General features: G+C 47.0%; 20 protein-coding genes. 13 read left to right on the top strand and 7 right to left on the bottom strand.

The window, feature by feature from the left end; translation table 11 throughout:
- The first annotated feature begins 4 nt into the window (after positions 1-4).
- Both ACEN86_RS11265 and ACEN86_RS11260 read left to right on the top strand, forming a co-directional pair.
- Positions 5-493: a DinB family protein gene (locus tag ACEN86_RS11265; RefSeq protein WP_495630738.1), complete on the top strand. Its 489-nt coding sequence runs from the start codon at positions 5-7 to the stop codon at positions 491-493.
- Positions 490-1428, top strand: a complete 939-nt coding sequence (locus ACEN86_RS11260) for an ADP-ribosylglycohydrolase family protein (RefSeq protein WP_495630737.1) — start codon at positions 490-492, stop codon at positions 1426-1428. The genes ACEN86_RS11265 and ACEN86_RS11260 overlap by 4 nt, the downstream gene beginning before the upstream one ends.
- Before the next feature lie 14 nt (positions 1429-1442).
- On the opposite strand, the gene ACEN86_RS11255 is transcribed toward ACEN86_RS11260, so the two are convergent.
- The gene (locus ACEN86_RS11255; RefSeq protein ID WP_495630736.1) at positions 1443-2090 is read right to left on the bottom strand and encodes a cupin domain-containing protein; all 648 of its coding nucleotides are present in this window, start codon (positions 2088-2090) and stop codon (positions 1443-1445) included.
- A gap of 154 nt (positions 2091-2244) precedes the next feature.
- Positions 2245-2463: a hypothetical protein gene (locus ACEN86_RS11250; RefSeq protein WP_495630735.1), complete on the bottom strand. Its 219-nt coding sequence runs from the start codon at positions 2461-2463 to the stop codon at positions 2245-2247.
- A gap of 175 nt (positions 2464-2638) precedes the next feature.
- On the opposite strand from ACEN86_RS11250, the gene ACEN86_RS11245 reads away from it, so the two are divergent.
- Together ACEN86_RS11245 and ACEN86_RS11240 are read left to right on the top strand one after the other, a co-directional pair.
- The gene (locus ACEN86_RS11245; protein WP_495630734.1) at positions 2639-2917 is read left to right on the top strand and encodes a GNAT family N-acetyltransferase; all 279 of its coding nucleotides are present in this window, start codon (positions 2639-2641) and stop codon (positions 2915-2917) included.
- 118 nt (positions 2918-3035) lie between these two features.
- Positions 3036-4043, top strand: coding sequence for an LLM class flavin-dependent oxidoreductase (locus ACEN86_RS11240; protein WP_495630733.1), 1008 nt, complete (start codon positions 3036-3038; stop codon positions 4041-4043).
- Between the two features lie 6 nt (positions 4044-4049).
- Here the strand turns inward: ACEN86_RS11240 and ACEN86_RS11235 are convergent, their stop codons facing one another.
- Positions 4050-4748: a nucleotidyltransferase domain-containing protein gene (locus ACEN86_RS11235; RefSeq protein WP_495630732.1), complete on the bottom strand. Its 699-nt coding sequence runs from the start codon at positions 4746-4748 to the stop codon at positions 4050-4052.
- Between the two features lie 104 nt (positions 4749-4852).
- Here ACEN86_RS11235 and ACEN86_RS11230 point away from each other — a divergent pair, with 104 nt between their 5' ends.
- Positions 4853-4954, top strand: coding sequence for a dihydroorotate dehydrogenase (locus ACEN86_RS11230; protein ID WP_127197361.1), 102 nt, complete (start codon positions 4853-4855; stop codon positions 4952-4954).
- 112 nt (positions 4955-5066) lie between these two features.
- The gene (locus tag ACEN86_RS11225) at positions 5067-5789 is read left to right on the top strand and encodes a class I SAM-dependent methyltransferase (protein WP_495630731.1); all 723 of its coding nucleotides are present in this window, start codon (positions 5067-5069) and stop codon (positions 5787-5789) included.
- 3 nt (positions 5790-5792) lie between these two features.
- On the opposite strand, the gene ACEN86_RS11220 is transcribed toward ACEN86_RS11225, so the two are convergent.
- The gene (locus ACEN86_RS11220; protein WP_495630730.1) at positions 5793-7067 is read right to left on the bottom strand and encodes a CapA family protein; all 1275 of its coding nucleotides are present in this window, start codon (positions 7065-7067) and stop codon (positions 5793-5795) included.
- Positions 7068-7157: 90 nt separating this feature from the next.
- On the opposite strand from ACEN86_RS11220, the gene ACEN86_RS11215 reads away from it, so the two are divergent.
- Together ACEN86_RS11215 and ACEN86_RS11210 are read left to right on the top strand one after the other, a co-directional pair.
- Positions 7158-8438, top strand: a complete 1281-nt coding sequence (locus ACEN86_RS11215; protein WP_495630729.1) for an ArnT family glycosyltransferase — start codon at positions 7158-7160, stop codon at positions 8436-8438.
- 175 nt (positions 8439-8613) lie between these two features.
- Entirely contained in the window at positions 8614-9174 is a 561-nt protein-coding gene (locus tag ACEN86_RS11210; RefSeq protein ID WP_495630728.1) for a YdhK family protein, read from the top strand.
- A 30-nt stretch (positions 9175-9204) separates the two neighbouring features.
- Here ACEN86_RS11210 and tgl read toward each other — a convergent pair whose 3' ends face one another.
- Entirely contained in the window at positions 9205-9993 is a 789-nt protein-coding gene (gene tgl, locus ACEN86_RS11205; protein WP_495630727.1) for a spore coat transglutaminase TGL, read from the bottom strand.
- Between the two features lie 157 nt (positions 9994-10150).
- Here tgl and ACEN86_RS11200 point away from each other — a divergent pair, with 157 nt between their 5' ends.
- From ACEN86_RS11200 to ACEN86_RS11180, 5 genes are all read left to right on the top strand, one after another.
- Positions 10151-10294: a lmo0937 family membrane protein gene (locus ACEN86_RS11200; protein ID WP_495630726.1), complete on the top strand. Its 144-nt coding sequence runs from the start codon at positions 10151-10153 to the stop codon at positions 10292-10294.
- Positions 10295-10408: 114 nt separating this feature from the next.
- Positions 10409-10834, top strand: coding sequence for a DMT family transporter (locus tag ACEN86_RS11195; protein ID WP_495630725.1), 426 nt, complete (start codon positions 10409-10411; stop codon positions 10832-10834).
- Positions 10835-10888: 54 nt separating this feature from the next.
- Entirely contained in the window at positions 10889-11605 is a 717-nt protein-coding gene (locus ACEN86_RS11190) for a Crp/Fnr family transcriptional regulator (RefSeq protein WP_495634278.1), read from the top strand.
- Positions 11602-12081 carry a DMT family transporter gene (locus ACEN86_RS11185; protein ID WP_495630724.1) on the top strand — a complete coding sequence of 160 codons (480 nt, stop codon included), beginning with the start codon at positions 11602-11604 and terminating at the stop codon, positions 12079-12081. The genes ACEN86_RS11190 and ACEN86_RS11185 overlap by 4 nt, the downstream gene beginning before the upstream one ends.
- On the top strand, positions 12068-12466 hold the full coding sequence (locus tag ACEN86_RS11180) for an NUDIX hydrolase (protein ID WP_495630723.1): 399 nt from the start codon (positions 12068-12070) through the stop codon (positions 12464-12466). Before ACEN86_RS11185 ends, ACEN86_RS11180 begins: the two co-directional genes overlap by 14 nt.
- 19 nt (positions 12467-12485) lie before the next feature.
- Here ACEN86_RS11180 and ACEN86_RS11175 read toward each other — a convergent pair whose 3' ends face one another.
- Together ACEN86_RS11175 and ACEN86_RS11170 are read right to left on the bottom strand one after the other, a co-directional pair.
- Entirely contained in the window at positions 12486-13580 is a 1095-nt protein-coding gene (locus ACEN86_RS11175) for a GerAB/ArcD/ProY family transporter (protein WP_495630722.1), read from the bottom strand.
- 31 nt (positions 13581-13611) lie between these two features.
- A complete protein-coding gene (locus ACEN86_RS11170) occupies positions 13612-14841 on the bottom strand; it encodes a Ger(x)C family spore germination protein (protein WP_495630721.1) in 1230 nt (409 codons plus the stop codon).
- Between the last annotated feature and the right edge of the window lies 1 nt (position 14842).

Below are 14842 nucleotides of genomic sequence, written 5' to 3'. Positions count from 1 at the left end.
GGCGATGAACGAACAAGTGATTCATAAATATGAATACCATGTATGGGCGAATGAGAGAGTGATGGACCATCTTGCGACACTGCCAAGTGATATTTTTGGCAAAAAAATAGATTTGGGGTTTAGCTCCATTGCCGAAATAGTGAGCCACCTGGCGTCAGCCGATGAGATTTGGTTGGCCCGGATTCAAGAAGAGAGGGACGCATTGATTAAGCCGCTTCAGTTAACTAATCTAGGGGAAGCGAGAATCTATTTTGATCATTTGAACTCCCGGATGAGAGAGTATTTGTTAACTATTGATTCTGCCGAGCGGATTGTCTCTTATAAGGATTCCAAGGGTCATGCGTATCAAAATTCAGTATCGGAAATCTTGCAGCATGTCGTGAATCATGGAACCTACCATAGAGGTAATATATCGACAATGCTTAGATATCTGGGTTATACAGGTACACCAACAGACTATTTGATCTACTTAAGGATGTGTGACCTTAAATGAGTGAAGTCAAAAATGGTATCCTGGGGCTGTGTATTGGTGATGCCCTCGGAGTTCCGGTTGAATTTCTGGATCGGGAGGCATTAAGAAGGAAGCCTTTAACTGATATGGTTGGCTACGGCACTCATCATCAGCCACCAGGCACCTGGTCTGATGATGCTTCCTTGACCTTATGTCTGCTGGACAGTCTAGCTGAGTGCGGAGGTATTCATCTTCCTGATCTGGCGGCTAGATGCGTGGACTGGCTAAGAGGAACGAGGTGGACGCCCCGCGGTGAGGTGTTTGATATCGGAATTGCGACCCGGCAAGCATTAGAACGAATTGCACAGGCATCTGCCTTACCAGAAATGGCAGGTGGCGTGGATGAATTAAGCAATGGGAATGGGTCTTTGATGAGAATACTGCCACTGGCCTATTATTTGAATGTACATGATGAGGAAGACTTCATATCAGCCATAACTCGGGTGTCTTCCCTAACCCACCGCCATCCCATATCCATTCTTGCCTGTGTCTTCTATGTTAAGTATGCCTTGTATTTAATCAGAGGCCAGAATTTGCTGGAAAGCTACCTTCAGACTGTAGACTACATGAAGCAGACTTTCCCTGCAGCGGCTAACCCTTTCATCCAGCGGTATGAGCGTCTCTTGTCTGGTCAGATCGGACAGCTGAAAGAGCCGGAGGTTGAGTCCTCCGGTTATGTGATCCATACGCTTGAGGCAAGTCTCTGGAGCTTGTTAACGACGAATTCTTACCAGGAAGCCGTTCTAAGAGCCATCAATCTTGGAGAAGATACGGATACAACCGGCGCAGTGACCGGGGGATTGGCGGGAATCTATTACGGGCTGGACGGGATTCCTCAGCACTGGATACAGAGTCTGGCGAGAGTTGCGGACATCGATGCACTGTGCGAGCAGTTCGAAGCAGCCATGAAGAATTAGTCAAGGCGCAAGTATTAACGCGTATTGTCTGGATAACTCCACCCATTTCCAATGGTCTGAGGCATCGGAGAGGCTGATCTAAGGGGTGCCGAGGGGGTATTTTGAACAGCGTGTGTGACTTTGTGTTCGGGAGAACAATCGTTAGGGGGGCCAATGACAACGGTATTTGTAATAGGTGCTAAGGCCGCTTTAATCTGAGATTCATCAAGACAATAAGTATGCGCCAGTATGCTGGCCGGTGTGAGTCTGAGCAGGTCGGAACCCCCGATAAATTCCGGAATCGGCGCATCAAAAATAGCGAGCAGGTGGGTTTGGTCTTCTGTTGCGATTTCATAATGCCACCAGCCTTGAGGAACATTGGCGACTTGGCCAGGAGTAATGGGTAGATTGATAAGTGATTTGGTAAATGGGTTGATCAAAGAGACCAAGGCTGCCCCGGTGATACAAAAGACCAATTCGGTTGCATTCTGGTGGTAGTGAGGCTCGACGACATTGGACTTGCTCAGATAAATATCCAGCAGGGAGACATTCCCCAAGGTATTGAGCTGATTCACGGACAGGGAATTAATATAGTTGCTGGAATCTTTCTTGAAAAAAGGATTGCTGCTCAAGTCATAAGTATACTGAACATGAGGCGATGTGAAATCCATGTAACTATTCATAATCGTCTGCACCCTCCTATAGTTGTTGTCAGGTTAGTGCAGTATATGCGGGCGGTTAGGTTATGGCCCAAATGCAGGCAATAATACAGGGACATCTTCGCTTCACGAAGGTGTCCCTGTACATGGCTGAACTCAGCTTAGAGTCTAATATAGCTTAATTATGGCTGATTGTGCTTGGTGTGGATGGGCTTACTACCGATGCGGCACTGTTATCTTTACCGCCTCCAAATTGATTCAGGTACTTACCGATTCCGCCTGCACCGGATTTCGTAAAGTTCTGAACCTGACCCATAAGCTTCTGACGGGCTTCCGGATTCCTCATCAAGTAAGCGGCTCCCATGGCTGCTGCAGTAAACATCAGTTTCTTATTCATAGTTGAACACTCCTTTTGATAAAGTCTGTTGCCGTGCTATGTATAGGAATTTACCCGATCCCCGCGGATTTAAACATCTGGCTTGAAGGAGAGTAAGGACTATAACATGTATGAAAGCGATGGAGGGCGGGTATATAACTAGAGAGGTTCTACGAACAAGAGAGGAGCAGTTCAGATGAGAGAAACGGTTCAGGAAGGCAATGCTTTTGTGATCAAGGAGGATGGCAGCGTCATCGCTGAAGTGACATTCAAGCCAGCAGGTGAAGGGGTCCTCCTAATTGATCATACTTATGTAGCAGAAGAAATGCGGGGCCAGAAGCTGGCCGAGGACCTTGTTCGGCGAGTGGTCGAGCATGCACGCGAGACCAACCATAAAATAATCCCTGCCTGTTCCTATGCAGACGCACAATTCCGGCGCCGGAAGGAATACGAGGATGTCTGGCAGAAATCGTAGCGGATATTCTTTCATAGAATGAAATGTTATAATTTAATTTACGGATAGAATAGGGAGCCCTTTTCAGGAAGGGCTTTTTTTAAATTTAGAGGTTAATGAAAGCGGGGTTAGATTCAATATGATTACGTTAGGAGTACTTGACCAGGTCTATATCTCTGAAGGTCACGGAGCCACGGAAGGACTGCAGCAGTCCACTCGCCTGATACAGGCTGTAGAGGAGCTGGGATACTCCCGATTCTGGGTGTCCGAGCATCACTCCATGAAAGCGCTGGCCTTCTCCAGCCCGGAGGTCCTGATTGCGCACCTGGCCGCAGCGACATCCCGAATTCGTGTAGGTTCTGGAGGCATCATGCTCCCGCATTATAGTGCCTATAAAGTCGCAGAGAATTTCAGGCTGCTGGAGGCACTGCATCCGGGGCGAATCGATCTGGGTCTTGGCCGTGCACCCGGCGGCATGCCGCTCGCCACAAAAGCACTCCAGCAGGATAAATACGTAGATGTGAACAAGTACCCGCAGCAGGTACTTGATATCATAGGTTATTTGCATGGCTCACTTCCGAGCGGACATCCTTTTGAGAAGCTTCTGGCATCGCCGGCTATCCCGACAGCTCCCGAGATCTGGATGCTCGGTTCGAGCGGGGAGAGTGCAAGACTTGCTGCTATGCTGGGAACCTCGTATGCGTTCGCTGAATTCTTCGGAACACCCGGGGGACAGCAGGCGGTGAAATATTACAACGAGCATTTTGAGCCAAATGATGTGCTCCCGGAACAACCGCGCTCTATGATTGCCACGCTGGCCATCTGTGCTGAGACGGAGGAGGAGGCCAATCGGCTGGCTTTCAGCAGTGATCTGTTATTCCTGGGAATAAGAACAGGCCTAGAGATTCCTTATCTGCCTTCCGTACAGACAGCAGAGAATTACCCTTACACAGAAGCCGACCTTATGCATATCCAGCAGCTACGAACCCGGCGGATCATCGGCACACCCGATCAGGTGAAAGAGAAGCTGATTCAGATGGGTCATGATTATAGCGCAGGAGAAATTCTCATAACCAGTCCGATCTATGATGAACAAGCGAGAATTCATTCCTACCGACTGATTGCCGAGGCTTTTGGGATGAAATAATTGGAATTACTGCTCGAATCCATCTAGCAGGATTCCTCCATAAGGTGCCAAGGTGCTGAGTATTAGTGCCTCAAGAGGGGCAGGGTCCCCCATCAAGTATAGTGACTGAAGTGCCAGATCAAGTGCATCTGCCATGGATAGATCAAAGGATTTTAAAGCTCTGAATAGATGTTTGCCTTCACCCACCCACTGCTGATTGACACGCAAATGAAATTCACATAAGACCACAACCAGTTTATTCACGGAGAACCACAGTTCTGCTGAGGGTTCTCCGCCTCTAATATCCTCCAACAAATCCGTAATAACATAACGCTGAAAGTTAATCTCGTTCAAAGAGCAGGGCATGGGCCCGAATGCTAAATCGGCCCGAGCCTCTTCCAGGACTCGTACTCCTTCTCCTTCACATCTTAAGATATATCCCTCATCAAGCATTCTCTGTAGTGAAGGGTTCGCGGCATAGATTCCTTCGTTGAAGATTTCCCTGTAGCTGGAACTGGTTAGGACAAAGCACTCTATGATCCATTCATATGCCTGAGTTGTCTTATGGCAAGCAATCTCCGCACTATCGTCCAGAATAACCAGATCCAGATCAGAGTGGGTATTGTAATCATCCCGGCTTCCGCTGCCGCCCAAAACGGCAAGCGAGCATTTAGGGAAATGATGAAGAATAAACCGCTCCGCTGCTTCTTTTGCTTGAATTCGCATCCGAGTTCCTCCGAAAGGTTATTGATCAATTCCACTATAGCCCAAGCGCACTCCCAGCCATCTGAATAATGTAGATTAACCTATACAAAAGGGTGGTGAAAACAATGAGTCACGTTAAAGGTTATGGTGGTTTCACTTCTACTGGTGCAATCCTCGTTCTTTACATTTTGCTGGTAATTATTCTTAGCGCTGGTGTATGGGTATAGTATGAACTTGCATTGATGCCTCCTTGAGCAATCAGGGGGGCATTAATCCCTATTAACAGAATGGATACAGTACCTGTACATAGGCGGGATTAAAAAATTAAGGGGGATTACAATGAATTATTTGGAAATGGTAGCCCGGCTCGGTATCGGCAGCGCGCACCCCGGAGGATTTCTGGCAACCACCCAGCAGCTTGAAAAATATAAGCCGGCGGTTAACGGAACAGTACTTGAAATAGGCTGCGGTACAGGCCGCACTGCGTGTTATTTGGCTGAACAGGGGTACAAGGTCGTAGCTACAGATGTAGATCCCCATCTTTTGGCAAAAGCCAAAAAAAGAGCAGAAGCGATGGGGGTACAAGTGGACTTCTGCCTGGCTGATGCGCATGCGCTGCCATTTCCAGACGATACGTTCCATACTATTCTGGTTGAATCTGTAACCAGCTTTACACAAGCAGATCGATCCGTACCCGAATATTATCGTGTTCTGAAGCAGACCGGTGTTCTCTATGATCGTGAAATGTTCATCAGAGCTTCTGCTCCCGCCGAGCGTCTGGATGAAATGAAATCCTTCTTCCGCATGCCCTCCCTTATGAAGATATCAGAGTGGAGAGATATACTTCGGGACTGCGGATTTTCCCAGATCCAATTTCTTGACGTGAATGAAATGAAGGATGACAAGTTAGAACAGCAGTATGAATACCCGGACGATTATCAATTTTTTGACGATGGGGCCCTGCTGGACGAGAATATACTGGAATGCGGGATTCAGTCTTCCAATCTGATAATGGATAATAAGGAGTTTCTGGAGTATGGGACCCTTTATGCCGTAAAATAATCTTTAGCGGAAAGCTAAATCTGGAATAAACGCAGACATATGCTGTTTGACTTTCTCGAATTGTTGAACTGCATTCTTAAGTTTGTCACTGGATTTCAACGTACTCATCGGTATGATTCTGAAATTTCGGTGATTCTTGTAGTAATTGTAAGTAGGTAAGAAGGCGGGATGCTTAAGCGTAATTGTCTTCCTGTCCCCCGTTACGGTCTTGACCACCTCGATAGTTCCAATACCGCCGATTAAGCGTTCGGTCTTCTCCTGGGCTGACAAAAAGTTCCCGAGCGAATACATCACAAAGGTCTCGTTCCCATTCTTGCCCTGTACCCAGGCAGGGGGCTGAAGCACATGCGGATGATTCCCGATTACGACCTGTACTCCCATATCGGCTAACTGCTGAGCAAGCTGCTGCTGCTCCCGGTTAGGCATAGTCTCATATTCTATTCCCCAATGCATCGATACAACAATAACGTCCGAGAGCTTTTTGGCTCTATCCACGTCAGCTTTAATTTTGCCAACATCAATCAGGTTCACCAGATAAGGCTTCCCTTTAGGTACAGGAATTCCGTTGGTGCCATAGGTATAGGCGAGAAAAGCAAATGTAATGTTGTTCCGGGTCAAGATGCGCAGATTGCTAGCGTCTTCTTCAGACCGGAAAGCTCCGGTATATGGCATGTGCAATTTATCCCAATAGTCCAAAGCGCTGCGGATCGCTTTCTCGCCCCGGTCCAGCGTGTGATTATTTGCTAGAGTCACAACATCGACGCCCGCCGCTTTTAGCGCGTCTCCAATTTCATGAGGACTGTTGAAGGAAGGGTAGCTTGAAAGTCCGAGTTCCGTACCGCCGATCATGGATTCCTGGTTCGCGACCAGGATATCTGGCTCCTGGGTAAGCTTTCGAACCTGATCGAACATCGGGTTGAAATTGTATTTGCCTTTTGAGATTGCAGCATCTTTGTAGACCGGGCTAAGAATCAACACATCCCCGACAGCAGCAAGTGAAGCTTTGGTAATCACGGGTACGTGGTTTATGGGTAGCGTGATGGTGGACGAGCCTGGTGGGGAAGTAGTGAACAACCTTCCGGGCAGACAGCAGGATTTGGTCTGTGCCTGCTGAAGTTGATTAGAATTTGATCCAGAGATATCTCCTGTACAGCAGCATAACAGCAGGAAGATGAAGGCTGCATAGAAGAAGGATCGTGTTCTCAGATAGACACCCCCCATGACGATATAAAGCAGCACAATAACTATGACTATGATCGCATAGCAAAAAAGATGCATTTTTGATATATACATACATCAGGGTAGAGAAACTTTCCGGGAAAGTTTAAAATATGTATTGTACTGACTTATTTGGAAAGCGAGAGATAAATGGAGAAGAAGAGAGACTGGTTTGTGTTATGGGTATGCTTGGGGGCATTTGTATTAGGGGTAGTGACGATATTTATTCACCAGAATTCCTTGCTGCTCGGGACCTTGGGGAAGCTGGATAACGATGATGTCAGGTATTTGCGCAGCGGACAGTATTTACTGGAACACGGGAAATTAATCTACTATAATCCGGTAACCACACCATCTGCTTTTATCATGCCTGGGCTGCCGATCTTGATAGCCGGTATTATGAAAGTGTTCGGAACAGGGGAGACGGGAATTTATGCTTTTCGCGTGTTCCAAGCGCTCTTGACCGCATCTTCCATAGGTCTATTATATTTCATTGCCAATCATCTATTTGGCAAGCGGACAACCAGGTTCGCAGTAATCCTTGGTGCAGCTTATGTCCCCATCTATTATGCAGGTGATTTAATTCTAACGGAGACCTGCTTCACCTTTTGTTTATTATTGCTGGCGTATTGGTTCTTGATTGCACTGAGCAAGAATCGGAAGCGGGATTATGTGTATCTGGGGCTAGCAATTGCGGGAGCTGTATATTTCAGACCTACAGCGGCCCTGCTGCCCTTGGTGATCGGGGTGGTCTGGCTGTTCCGGAGAGAGAGGCTTAGGCTTATTTTTAGAAACACAATCATCCTCTCCGTAACCTTGATCATCTGTCTAAGTCCTTGGTGGATCCGCAACTATCAGGTATTTCATCAATTTATACCTTTAACGAACTCATCTGCCAACCCGCTGCTGCTGGGCATGCTGGTCAACGGAGAAGAGCCCCAGGATTTCATTCGGGATCATAAGCAGATCTACCAGACCTATCGTAACGGAAGTGAAGAGCAGCAGAAGGAATTGGCGATAATGATATTCAAATATCAGATCACCCATCATCCCATCGTATATGGAGCCTGGCTGATCTTTGGCAAATTGATCCGGTTGATCATTGTTCCTTTCTACTGGGCACCGATATTTGGAATTCCTTATTGGCTGGCCGCCATGCAGCACGTATTATACCTGATCTTCAGTATTGCGGGGCTGTGGAAGATGCTGCGGCTTAGAACATCCGCTCATTATGGATTTTTGGCGGTAGCTGCTTATTTTGTGGTGATTTATCTGCCGTTTATTACCATGGAGCGATACTTCTATCCCACGATGCTGCTAATGATGATACCCTTAGCCCATTACATGGAGCAGTGGAGTGTGCTTCCTATGAACCGACGTAGAATTCGCCCAGCCTCCACTACTGAAAGCGGCTTGGATCTAGGTGTATAAGATAAGCGGGTTAGAAGTGATTAACGGCGTTTTATAAGGCAATAATAGGATATAACGAAGAGATCTGACGGAGATATCCTTAAGGTCTCTTCGAAGATATTAATTTAATGTTTGCCATATACCGTAGGAGGGTATAGTATAATAGGTGACGAAAAATAACAGAGGAGTGTGTAGGATGAAAAAACAATGGCTAGTAATCGGTGCTGCCCTAATTCTCACTTTAAGCGGATGCGGCAACAGTTCACAGCAGGAGGGTACTTCCTCCGGCAGTACTTCAAGCAGCCATGCTGACATGGCGGAAATGAATCATTCGGGTTCAAGTGAGGTTCCGAAAGGGCTGAAAGAAGCACAAAACCCGACTTTCAAAGTAGGAAGTCAAGCTGTTGTTCAAGCTGACCATATGCCGGGAATGAAGGGTGCGACTGCAACCATTTCGGGTGCTTACGACACCATAGCGTATGCCGTTACATATACTCCCACTACTGGCGGAGACAAGGTTCCCAATCATAAATGGGTGGTTCATGAAGAACTGAAAGATCCGCAAGGCGAAGCCTATAAGCCTGGTGATGAGGTTGTACTCGAAGCCGATCATATGCCTGGAATGATGGGCGCCAAGGCCACCATCGATTCAGCCGAGAAGACAACCGTCTACATGATCGATTACACGCCTACAACAGGCGGCTCCAAGGTGACCAATCATAAATGGGTAACAGAGAGTGAGCTAACAGCGAAGTAATAACTTGAAAATTAAACCTTGAATTTAGTCTTAGACACATACCTGCAGCGAGAGATCTCCAATTCGGGCAGTAACCGGCTTGGTCTGAAACTTTCTCATAAATTCAAAGTCAGGCTGAACCACATACTCGGTCAGAAATGCTGAGGTCTGACTGTTCGGCTTGCGATTTCGGTTCAGTGCAGCGGTGATCGTCTCCGCGCTTGCAATGCCGATTCCGTGACCATAATAGAGGTTCGGTCCCAGCAGAACCACATTCTCACCCTGCCACTCAGGCTTTTCCGTTGCGACATCCGGGTTCTCGAAATACTGGACATCGCCAGGAAAGGCCTCTTTGCCTTTATCACTGGTGAGAAGGGCCAGATTGGGATCATGCTCTCCATCATATAGGAATAGATGGTTGAAATAGGCGTCAAAGGAGTCTCGTGAGATTGATTCGATCACGGCTTTGTACCAGACAATCACCATAGCGGTTCCGCATTCAAAAGCATATAGCGGTCCATTTCTGTATATATCAAGAATAGCATCCGAGGGCTTAACCCCGCTTCTTAGCCTGAAGCCGCCATTTCTCTCGCGGATCCAGAAAGCGTCATTACAGCGTGAATTGCTGAATTTGGCGAATTTGGCACCGCTGGCATTTAATTGTCTGGCTGCGGATGTGATTTCCTGTCTCATCTGCAATTCAAATCTCAGGGCTTCCAGCGTGGGATAACGATATGTGATCAAGCTCTTCTCTTTCTGTGTGACTATGGATCTTTCGAGCTCGGACAAGGGCAACTTATAGATCTGCTCATTTGGCGTCTGATCCTCAATGACAATCATGCTTCGCTCCTCCAATCATGTGGGCTTACCCTATTGTAGGCAGATGACCCATGTTTGGTGACTAAATGAGTCCATGAAAGTGACGGCATGCATACTTAGGTCCAGAATGGGAGAAACTTCTTGATGTGACAACTCTATAGAAGTAAGGACGTGGCTTATGCTCTGGACGGTATTTGTTATCCTGCTGGTACTCTGGCTGCTGGGGTTCATGTTTCACATCGCAGGAGGCTTGATTCATATTCTCCTGGTCATTGCGGTGATTATGCTGATCATCAACTTCATACGTGGTCGACGAAGCTAGCATAGGCTGCCGAACAATTCGGCAGCTTTTTTATATTTCAGGACATATGTCCTTCTCTATGGTTAGGATAAATCTTTAGAATTATGGAACAGAACTTAACTGAGGAGAGAAGCGATGAAAGGAAGTATATTTGCTTTTATAGCCGGTGCCTGCATTACCCTTCAAGGTGTAGCGAATGCAAGAATCAGTCAGGACATTGGAACCTGGCAGGCTGCAGCGGTTACTCAATTAACCGGATTTATCCTGGCGCTGTTAATCTTGATGTTTGTAAGGGACGGAGCTTGGCCGCAGTTCAAGCTGGTGAAGCCGATGTATCTGCTGGGCGGAGGATTTGGCGCTCTGATCATATTCAGTGAAGTGACCGCGATTCAGCAGACCGGAGTGACCTTTACGATCTCTGCGCTGCTGATCGCTCAGCTGTGTCTGACCTTCCTGATCGATATTAACGGGTGGTTCGGTATGGCGAAGCAGAAGATGCGGATACCACAGTTTGTTGGGATTGGCATGATGATCGCAGGTGTGCTGATCATGAAATTTTGATAGAATGAAGTCTTGGAAATACCCAGGCTGATAGGCGGAGAAGGTGTGATCGAAGTGAAGGAAATTCATGACCAGGGCAGGCTTAGGTCCTATTTGCAATTATATCAATTGGATTCTGTATTTGATGAACGGATGCTTCCTCATTTGTCTTTGTACAGCTTCGAGCAGGGGGAACTGATCTGTACGCAGGGAGAGGCGGCCCAGAATCTGTTTGTCCTGGTTAAAGGAAAAGTGAAGATCTATACGACTTCATCCGAAGGTAAGACCTTAATCCTTTCCTTCAAGACTCCGCTGGATGTTATTGGAGATATTGAATACGTACAGGGGATCGACATTATCAATACTGTAGAGGCCGTATCCTCAGTAGAGATGATTGGCATTCATCACAGGTGGCTGGTCAAATATGCACAAGACTATCCGCCTTTCCTCCAATTTATGCTGAGGATCATTACCCAGAAGTTTTTCCTCAAATCCAATTTTCTAAGCTTTAATCTGATGCATCCGGTGGAAGTGAGGTTAGCGAGTTACCTGTTATCCGTCTCTTACGAAGACTCGGATTCCAAGTTAGCAGATCAACCCATCTCCTTGAGCCTGAAGGATGCAGCGAATTTAATAGGAACCAGCTACAGGCACTTGAACCGGATTATCCAGAAATACTGTGCCGACGGGTTAGTGGAACGCAGCAAAGGAAGTATAAAGGTTAAGAACCGGATAGGGCTTAGCGAACTGGCAAGCCGGAACATCTACGAATGGGAGGAGGGGAAGCCATGATACTCGGACTTATACTGGCACTAGTGGCCGGAGCTCTGGTCAGCCTGCAGAATATATTTAACAGCAAGGTGAATGAACATACAGGATCCTGGGCAACCACCACCCTTGTGTTAGGGATGGGCTTCGCTGCTTCTTTGCTCATTTGTCTGATTGTAGAGGGTAGAAGAACGTTTACTTTGCAGAACATGCAGCCCTGGTACTGGATTAGCGGGATGATTGGCGTAGGTGTAGTCATCTGCCTGGTTAAAGGGGTCCGGCTGCTCGGTCCCACCTTGGCGATATCCATCGTGATGTCCTCCCAGCTCGGATTTGCCTTATTGTGGGACTCAATGGGCTGGCTTGGACTGCAAAAGGTTCCTTTCAGCTGGAATCAGTTGGTAGGTGTACTGATCCTTCTTGGAGGTATACTTGTATTTAAAATGAGGGGTACGCGGAGTACACCTGAGAATAGGGGGGGCCAGCATGAGAACCATTGACAAAATCGCCTGGATTCATCTAAAAGACGGCCAAATCCTGTGTGCACGGTCCAAAGGTCAAGATAGCTACTTCCTGCCAGGAGGCAAAAGAGATCCGGGAGAAAGTGATACGGATACGCTCAAGCGGGAGATTGAAGAAGAGTTATCCGTTCAAATTGAGCAGGAGACCCTCAATTACTATGGAACATTTGTAGCAAGGGCTCACGGGAAGTCGGAAGAGGTGAAGGTTAGAATGACTTGCTATACTGCAGATTACGCTGGCACACTTTGCCCTGCCTCGGAGATCGAGGAGATCGACTGGTTGAACTACGATGACCGTCATCGCGTCTCTGAAGTGAGCCAGCTGATCTTCGAGCAGCTGTATGCGGCGAAGCAGCTGGGCTAACATGTAGGAAGGCTGATATTCAGCCTTCTTTTCTTTTTTTCTTGCGCAGGAGCATCACGCAGAGCAGCAGGAAAGGCAGCGCAATTTGAAAAAAGGGAAATACTCGGTTCACCGTGAAATGAAGTCCTACCCAGATAAATTCAGTATAGCTTTTGGATAAAAGCGAGAGCGATAGAATTGTGATCCCCAGAGGAATTACCCATACTTTTAACTTGAGTGAAGTAATTCTGTAAAGACCGATTGCCGCACCAAGATAAAAAAGGGCTATTTTTATTCCGAGTCCCAGAAAGAGAATCAGCGTAAAGAGCGCATCCGTTCTCTCCAGCACTTTGGTCACTTGTATGATTTGAACGACCTGCAGCAGTGGATAGGTGCTAATCGAGGCTATATCAGGTCCCAGCACCAGAATTTCGAGCTGATTCAGAATCACCAGTATAAAGGCAGTGATCCCATAGGCGAATAATATGCTTTTGTTCATGTGTTTACTTTTCGGGACATAACTGAAGAAGACCAGGAAGAGCACGGTCTGCCCGAAGGGGAACGAGACCAGCTCAGGAATGGCAGCCGACCACACGGGTCGCCATCCGTCATCCAATATGGGCAGGAAGAAATCCAGATGCAGTATGCCTGTAAAAGAAATAAACAGGACGAGCAGTCCATAGCCTACAACTAAGATAGGCATCAGGACGGTGCACATGAGAAAGAGAACCTTCGGCCCATAACGTACGGTGTTGCCAACAACCATAATGGTAACCAGCAGAACAAAGAACAATGGCGTTCTATTCAGCAGTGTGGTTAAGGTTAATTCGCCCAAATCACGCAGATTCCGTGAAGCTTCATACGTGAAGTAAGCAACAAATAACAGGCTGAGGATACTTCCGATGATTTTACCGAAATACTTCCGGAACAGCTCGAACAAATCGTGCTTGGCATCAAGATTATAGATCAGGAGATAGATGAGCAGCAGGATCAGCCCGATCGCAGCCGCTATAGACATCGCCATCCATGCATCCTGTTTAGCCTTTCCTCCCAGCAGGAAAAGCGTGGTACTTCCCAATTCGAACAAAGAAAGTGTAATGGCCAGTCCAGATATACGTGCGGGATTTTTGTCCATCAATGAAACTCCTTTGTGAAGACGTCGCTAATTAGTTCTGATCCGATTGCTCCAACGATTTCTGTAGGAGCCCCGTACGTCTTATGGTAGCTTGGACTTGGACTTCCAAATCCATTTGATTGAATTCATCCTGCCAATTGTCTTTGATATTTTTCCAATCAGAGGGGAATTTTTTATGAATTTTATCCGCAAAACCTACTGCATCCGTCTTGAGTTTCTTCAAGGCAGACCACCCGGTGTTGATGTAACCTGAAATTTCCTGTTCAATCTGACCTTGTAATTCTCTGATCTCCATAGGGTTGCTTAGATCCTTGTGACAGTTCGATTCCCTTAGGTTGCCTTTAACCTTGACCTTAATCTGCATGATGTAATGGGAACCAGACTTCTTGGGAGTTACCTTGGTCTTGGAAGAGATTACACTTAAGGCGGCTCGCTCCCCGCCGGGGTTGTCCTTATTACAAGGGAAAAAGATTTCGGAATTATGGATTTCACCTGTAATCCAGGAAAGTCCAAAGCTTTCCTCATAATCAAGCCATCCTGCCAGACGGCTTCCCTGAAAGATTCCCAGCTTTGTGATTTTTAATTTCAGAGGCTGTTCCGTCTGTTTGAGAATATCCTGCGACTTCAGATTCTCTTCATTGGCTTCTGACCTTTCTCCAACCAAATTAACAACAGGTACAGCCAACCCCTTGGCATCAGAGTTCATTTTCATTGCAAATTTAATAATATTGATGATCGGAAAAACAGACACCATCTTGCTTTCCTTAGTCAGCATTTCCGATAAGCTGGCTCCGGGCAGCTTCTCCGGCGGAGTAAGCTTATTCAGCAATTCACGTGCAGTACCTTCCGTTACAGCCATCTGAACGGTCTCTCTGGGCTCTGTATTGCGGAAATAGTAATCAATTAATTCGCCAAGTCCGTGCTCTGCCGCATTTTTGCCAATGACCACAATATTGTTATGCGCTACATAAATCCGCCGTGGGTTCTCAAGGTTGCTAAGATTGAGTGCCTGATGGATCGTCTTGGAAGTCACGGAGAAGCAGTGAATGGCCGCTTGAGATGAACTTCCGGCAGCACCGCCATTCCCTGATGACATGGTTGAGGGCACAATGATCTGATAAGTAATGGTCCACTCTCCGTCTGCGAAATCAACTCCCGTTGCTGCAACAATTCCCAGCTCATTGAGCTCAATTCGATTCCAGCAGCCAGTCAAGGTCATCATCAGCAGCAGTGCGACCAAACCTGCTCCAATACGGCGCATG

Source organism: Paenibacillus sp. Paensp111 (genome assembly GCF_059492195.1).
The sequence above is the reverse complement of the archived record's forward strand: the minus strand, read 5'-3'. Positions and strand labels throughout refer to the sequence as shown.